Origin of the sequence: Nocardia sp. NPDC058497 (assembly GCF_042720195.1) — a bacterium.
GTDB lineage: Bacteria > Actinomycetota > Actinomycetes > Mycobacteriales > Mycobacteriaceae > Nocardia.
In genome coordinates this window covers 1-3,559 of sequence record NZ_JBHXMY010000590.1, presented here as the reverse complement: position 1 = coordinate 3,559, position 3,559 = coordinate 1, and the positions used below count along the sequence as shown (strand labels likewise).

The window sequence follows — 3,559 nt, the reverse complement described above, 5'->3', positions numbered from 1 at the left end:
CGGTACATCCCGGTATGGTCCTCACCCCGATGACCGCACCGACCGGAATCAGCCTGGCGGACGGCGGTTTCCCGAACGCGCCGCTGGGCAGGGTCGGGCGGCCCGAGGAACTCGCCGGGGCGATCACCTACCTGCTCAGTGACGCTGCCTCGTACACGACCGGCGCCGAACTGGCCGTCGACGGCGGCTGGACGGCAGGCCCTCCGGTCGTCGACATGAACGGCTAGTTCCTCGGCGACACGGTCCGCCAGGTGCTCGACTCCGGCCAGGTCCTCGACCTGACTCTGCCCCTGGAACAGGTCGTCGAGGGTTATCGCGCGATGGGTGAGCGCCTGGCTGTCAAGGGCACTGCTGCCAGCTACCGCGGCCGTTCACTGGCTCGGCTCCGGTAGCTGGCACTCGGTGACCTTCGGGTTCGCCCCCAGATAGTTGAGGGGACCCGCCGCGACCGTGACGGCGATCGTGCCCCAGTGGCCGCAGTCGACCGGCGTGTTCATGAAGTGGTTTCGCTGCATGGCCGCGGCCATCCCGGATCCGATCCAGACCATCAGCAGCGTAGAGAGCAAGAACCTGGCGATTTGATGGGATGGCCTGGCGTGGATTTCTCGTACTTCGCGAATTTCCCGATCCCGTCGATTCCGTCGGCCGCGCATCGTCATCGCATCCTCTCCGTGTGCGATCAAATCACGCTGATACCCCATGTGAACAGCGGCAATCCTGTGGACACCACCACGACACGCGCAAAGTCTGCTGTACCAACTGTGCGGCCCGGCAACCGGACAGTCAACGGTACGCCGCGAACGCCGCGCCGAGTAGCCGCCGCGACCGGGGTTGTCGGACCCGGCTGCCAGACTCGGTCCCGTGCGATGGGCGGTGGCGGAGTGGGGCGACGGTGGTGCTCGTTTGTGTCCCCTCGAGCGGGACGGTCGGCCCGCGGGACCGGTGGTCCACGAGCCGTCGCTGGCCGAGGCGGTGCGCTCGCGCCCCGAGGTCGAGCGGTGGGTGTGGCGATCTACCGCCGAGATCTACCGGACCTTGCTCGCGGCGGGTGTGCGCGTGGAGCGCTGTTATGACGTGCAGGCCGCGGAAGCCCTGCTGATCGGGCACGAGCAGGGCCAGGCGGGTCAGGCACGCTCCTTGGCGGCAGCCTGGGCGCGCCTGCACAATCTGCCGATCCCGCCGGACGCGCCCGCACGGGCGGCCGAAACCCAGCCGTCGCTGTTCGAGTCGGCGCCGGTGCCGCTTCCGCCCGGCACGGACGAGTTCACCGCGTTGTTGGCGGTCTACGCGGGTCAGGTCGCCAGGACGGCGCGGACCGAACATCCGGAACGCATGTGGCTGCTGCTGGCCGCCGAATCGGCGGGCATGCTGGTGGCCACGGAGATGTCGCGATCCGGGATCCCGTGGCGCGCGGACGTCCATCGCGAGTTGCTGGACACCATGCTGGGGGAGCGCGTTCCCGGTGCACCGGAACCGCGCCGGATGGCGGAGTTGGCCGATGAGGTGTCGCGAGCCTTCGGCGGCGCCGTCCGGGTCCGGCCCGACCTGCCCAACGAGATCGTCAAAGCCTTCGCCCGCGCCGGGATCGAGCTGTCCTCCACGCGAAAATGGGAACTCCAGCAGGTCGACCACCCGGCGGTGGCGCCATTGCTGGCTTACAAGTCGCTGTACCGCCTCTATACCGCGCACAGCTGGTCGTGGCTCGAACAGTGGGTGCACGGCGGCCGGTTTCGTCCCGAGTACCTGCCCGGCGGCACGGTGACGGGCCGCTGGACCACCAATGGTGGTGGGGCGCTGCAGATTCCGAAGGTGATCCGGCAAGCGATCCGTGCCGATCCGGGCTGGTGTCTGGTGGTCGCCGACGCCGACCAGATGGAACCACGCGTGCTCGCCGCCGTGTCGCGCGACCCGGGATTGATGGAGGTGGCCGGTCGCGGTGACGATCTGTACGCGGATCTGGCGGTCCGCGGATTCGGCGGCGACCGCGCCCAAGCCAAGATCGCCCTGCTCGGCGCCATCTACGGTCAGACCTCCGGCGACGCCCTGATCCATCTGGCCGGTCTTCGTCGGCGGTATCCGGCGGCGGTCGCCTATGTCGACGACGCGGCGCGCGCCGGCGAGGAAGGGCGCCTGGTGCGCACGTGGCTAGGCCGCACCTGCCCGCCGCTGTCGGTCGCTGCGCCGGAGGAACCCGATCCGTCCCAGGAGAATCCGGGGGGATACGGAAGCACTTCCGCGGCCCGAGCCCGTGGCCGGTTCACCCGCAACTTCGTGGTGCAGGGCAGCGCCGCGGACTGGGCCCTGCTGGTGCTGGCCGGTGTGCGTCATGCGATCGCCGGGCTTCGCGCCGAGCTGGTCTTCTTCCAGCACGACGAGGTGATCGTGCACTGTCCGGCGGAGGAGGCCGCAACGGTGACCGCCGCGATCGCCGCAGCGGCCGAGACCGCGGGCAGGCTCGCTTTCGGATCGACACCGGTACGGTTCCCGTTCACCACCGCTGTGGTGGAGTGTTACGGGGACGCCAAGTAGAAAGACCCCCACACAGAACAGTCCCCGGTAGTCTCCGTCGAATCCATGAGCTTCAGTCGTCGCTGACAACTCTGGCATTCGATTGGCTTGCCGGGGGCCTGGCCAGATCCTTGAAAATCGTCACCGAAGTCAACAGACGTCTCTACTGACAGCGTGGCTCATTTCCGGTCTTCTGGTATATGTACAGTCTTCTCCGGATTTTCGTTCTGTCAATACCTGTGGGCACCTGAATCCGGCTTTTTTCGGCCCGTCGGGGCTGCGCGCGCAAATCGGTGCCGAGACGTGCTGTGCATCGGCATCGGTGCGGCGCAGAATGCTGGATGTGGAGCTGACAGCCGTGCGTATCGACAAGCCGGATGATCTCAACGTCGTCATCGGGCAGGCGCACTTCATCAAAACCGTCGAGGACATGCACGAGGCGCTGGTCGGGGTCAGTTCCCACCTGCGGTTCGGGCTGGCATTCTGCGAGGCGTCCGGGCCGTGCCTGGTCCGGCACTCCGGCAACGACGACGATCTGATCGAGCTCGCCACGACGAACGCACTCGCCGTCGGCGCGGGACATTCGTTCATCGTCTTCCTGCGTGAGGGATACCCGGTCAATGTGCTCAATGCGATCCGGCATGTCCCGGAGGTCTGCGGAATATTCTGTGCCACCGCCAATCCCGTGGATGTGTTGATCGCCCAGACCGAGCTGGGCCGCGGAATTGTCGGCGTGGTCGACGGGTCAGCCCCACTGGGCGTGGAAAGTGCCGACGATCAGGCAGACCGTCGACAGCTACTGCGTCAGATCGGCTACAAGTTGTAGGGACCCGCGTCCGCCGAACCGTTGCGCGATCTGAGGCATTGTGCGGACGGTAACCGTGGAGGACAGTGGGTATGTCCGGTGGCGCCCACCGGGGCGCCGCCTCTGCAGAAGTAGGAGGTGGCTCGTGTACTACGCACGTTCAAGCACCATCGCGGCCCAGCCGTCGTCGATCGACGGAGGGCTCGCATACCTCCACAATGAGGTGATGCCGAATCTGCCCGAGCC

Annotated in this window: 4 protein-coding genes; 3 read left to right on the top strand and 1 reads right to left on the bottom strand. The window is 67.2% G+C overall.

Annotation, left to right across the window (positions count from 1 at the left end; all coding sequences use genetic code 11):
* On the top strand, window positions 1–227 hold a 227-nt coding region (locus tag ACFWPJ_RS27755; protein ID WP_378855680.1), incomplete at its 5' end, for an SDR family oxidoreductase.
* A 144-nt stretch (window positions 228–371) separates the two neighbouring features.
* Here the strand turns inward: ACFWPJ_RS27755 and ACFWPJ_RS27750 are convergent.
* Complete coding sequence (locus tag ACFWPJ_RS27750; protein WP_378855678.1) at window positions 372–548, bottom strand: hypothetical protein; 177 nt, start codon at window positions 546–548, stop codon at window positions 372–374.
* Between the two features lie 313 nt (window positions 549–861).
* Here ACFWPJ_RS27750 and ACFWPJ_RS27745 point away from each other — a divergent pair, with 313 nt between their 5' ends.
* Together ACFWPJ_RS27745 and ACFWPJ_RS27740 are read left to right on the top strand one after the other, a co-directional pair.
* Entirely contained in the window at window positions 862–2,529 is a 1,668-nt protein-coding gene (locus ACFWPJ_RS27745; protein ID WP_378855676.1) for a bifunctional 3'-5' exonuclease/DNA polymerase, read from the top strand.
* A gap of 322 nt (window positions 2,530–2,851) precedes the next feature.
* Window positions 2,852–3,334 carry an adenosine-specific kinase gene (locus ACFWPJ_RS27740; RefSeq protein ID WP_378855674.1) on the top strand — a complete coding sequence of 161 codons (483 nt, stop codon included), beginning with the start codon at window positions 2,852–2,854 and terminating at the stop codon, window positions 3,332–3,334.
* Window positions 3,335–3,559: the final 225 nt, after the last annotated feature.